Raw genomic sequence first — 2,801 nt, forward strand, 5'->3', positions numbered from 1 at the left:
CGGGAATTAAAATCCCCTACAGGTTTTGCTTGTTCTGTAAGGCTTTTAGTCGGTTTTTAACCGACTTGAGCTATTAGTCTCCCCCGGCAATTTTCTCCTCCTAGTGCAAATTCAAAAAAATAATGGGAAAATTATCCCAATATTTCCACAATTTGCCAGGGTTCCCATGACCTATTGCCTCAGAATCGCCGATATTCCCACCAACGAACGTCCGCGCGAGCGCTTGCTGACCTATGGGCCGAAAAGTCTCGCCACCGCCGAACTGATAGCCATTCTGCTCGGCACCGGTCAAGGATCGGGAAAACTCTCCGCCGTGGGACTCGGGCAATATATCCTGCAAAAACTCAGCGAACATCAGCGCGATCCCCTCGAAGTGCTGCGCGATATCAATCCCCAAGAACTGATGCAAATCCACGGCGTCGGACCGGCAAAAGCCACCAGCATTCTCGCCGCGATCGAACTCGGGAAACGTACCTTTTATTCTCGTCCTCCCGAACGCCAAGAAATCGACAGTCCCGATGCAGCCGCAGCAGCACTCTCCCACGAACTGATGTGGCAAACTCAGGAACGGTTTGCAGTCCTGCTGCTCGATGTGAAAAATCGCCTGATCGGCACTAAAGTAATTACCATCGGTACCGCCACAGAAACCCTCGCTCATCCCCGAGAAATTTTCCGCGAAGTCTTGCGCCAGGGGGCCACCCGCGCCATCATCTCCCACAACCACCCCTCGGGCAGCTTAGAACCCAGTTCCGAAGATATCCAACTCACCCGCCAGTTATTGCAAGCCGCCCAGTTGCTGCAAACCCCCCTGCTGGATCACTTGATTTTGGGCAACGGCGACTATCAGAGCTTGCGCCAAATCACCTCCCTGTGGGACGAATATCCCCAAGGAGACTAGGTTTCAGCCCCCGGTGAATCCCTGTCAAAAAAAATTTGGCAAAACTCTTGTGCATTTTCAGAAAGCTGTGTTATAGTAAGAAATCGTGCGGGCGATTAGCACAGTGGTAGCGCACTTCCTTCACACGGAAGGGGTCACTGGTTCGAATCCAGTATCGCCCATTTTTTTGTCAATAGCTTTGAAAAGCCCCACACCCTCGAAGGGTGTGGGGCTTTTAACTCATATAACTCGCTCCCAGCTCATCCGGGGAACGACCCAGAGTTACCGCCTCCCCCCCCAATAAATCGACAACATAATTTGCACCCTACGCGATTCCAATCCCCCCTTAAACCACCCATCTGCAGCAATTTTGCCCAGGCCGTGCATAAAAAACCCTGCCTCAATCCTTATAACCATAGTGACACACAACCGGGAGAGGATATCTCCAAGGAGTTGGGATTATGGCCACCACCCTAGCATCGGTAGCAGAGTTTCTGGACAATCGCGGATGGCGCTACCACCTGAACGAAGCGCAAAATCAGATAATTACCGACGTTGAGTCGCAACAGATAGACCGCTTTCTGATTGTGATTCAGGTTCAGGAAAACGGGGAATATTTAGCCCTGTTTGCGCCCCAGCTTTTATTTCTCAAAGACCATATCTATAAAGGAGTCGCCTTCCAGACCATGTTAGCCATCGCCTGGGAAAAGAAGCTATTGCGCTGGGAGTATGACCCCAGTGATGGAGAAGTGCGAAGCAGCGTGGATCTGGCGTTGGAAGATGCCCCCCTGAGCGAGAAACAGTTTAATCGCCTGCTGTCGGGGTTGATTCAGTTGACCGAGGAGGGGATAGAACGCTTAAAGACCGTATTAGCCACCGGGAATGACCCGGGACGACAACCGATTGCGGCACAGATAGCGGCGGCGTTGCAGGATATGTTGCCGGCGGAGGCGTTGGCGGAACTGCAGGCAGAACTGCAATACTTACAGGATGAGGAGTGAGCCTCATCACCGGGAACGTTTCACCCCTTCAGATACAGGGGACATTCCACCAACCGGGTTGTGCCGGTACTCTGTGTCTGACGGGATTCGCCTGACAAGGAGAAAGTTATGGCAGTGCAATTGGATCGAATTTGCGAATTTTTAGACCAGGAGGACTGGTCCTATGAAGTTGAACCGGAACAACAGCGCCTCATCGTGACGGTGGAGGGCATGGCTGTGGTCATCCAGATACGCGAAGCCGGGGAATTCGTGAGCTTCTTGGTGCCGCAACTGCTCACCATCAGCGAGAACCATCCCCAGGCGGAAGCGGCGTGGGAAACCTTGCTGCACCTGGGTTGGGAATACAAACTGGCGCGGTGGCAACGAGACCCGGAAGATGGGGAAGTGCGGCTACAGGCAGATTTGCCCTTGGAAAATAGCACCCTGACGGCGCGCCAGTTTTGGCGAACCTTGCGGGGGACGGTGCAAATTGCCCAACAGGGACGGGAACGAGTGCAGCACCGGTTGGAGACGGGGGAAGACATGGACCGGGCCGCCCAGAAACCTGGCATCAATCTGGCTATCGACCCGGAGGGCAACGAGCAGGTGGCTTTTCTGGGAATGCTGTTTGCGAAAATCGTAGAACATCAAGGCAATCCTCAACAGATTTATCCGATTCTGAAAGACAATCTGCATCACTTGAATGCTGCCTTAATTCCCGCCTTAGAACACTATTGGCATCGTTTACAATCTCGGGAAAGCGAAGCGCAAAACCCCCTCATTCCGGCAGTGTTTGTGGAATTTGGCAATCTGATTCAACAATTTCCCCTCGGCAATCAAGCCTTGAATCGGAAAATTGCGATCGCTTGCTACCAAGCCGCCCTCACCGTCTGGACCGGCGAGAGCGCTCCGACTCAGTGGGCAACCACCCAAAACAACCTGGG

3 protein-coding genes and 1 tRNA gene are annotated in these 2,801 nt (G+C 53.1%); all 4 read left to right on the forward strand.

Going from position 1 to position 2,801, the window contains the following annotated elements; all coding sequences use genetic code 11:
• Nucleotides 1–166 precede the first annotated feature (166 nt).
• On the forward strand, nt 167–898 hold the full coding sequence (gene radC / locus LKK83_RS14795) for a RadC family protein (RefSeq protein WP_324631964.1): 732 nt from the start codon (nt 167–169) through the stop codon (nt 896–898).
• 89 nt (nt 899–987) lie between these two features.
• Nucleotides 988–1,059, forward strand: a tRNA-Val gene (locus LKK83_RS14800).
• 279 nt (nt 1,060–1,338) lie between these two features.
• The gene (locus LKK83_RS14805) at nt 1,339–1,878 is read left to right on the forward strand and encodes a hypothetical protein (RefSeq protein ID WP_324631965.1); all 540 of its coding nucleotides are present in this window, start codon (nt 1,339–1,341) and stop codon (nt 1,876–1,878) included.
• A 108-nt stretch (nt 1,879–1,986) separates the two neighbouring features.
• Nucleotides 1,987–2,801: YbjN domain-containing protein (locus LKK83_RS14810; RefSeq protein WP_324631966.1), on the forward strand; the 815-nt coding region annotated here is incomplete at its 3' end.

Origin of the sequence: Phormidium sp. CCY1219 (assembly GCF_035615515.1) — a bacterium.
Classification (GTDB): domain Bacteria; phylum Cyanobacteriota; class Cyanobacteriia; order Cyanobacteriales; family Laspinemataceae; genus CCY1219.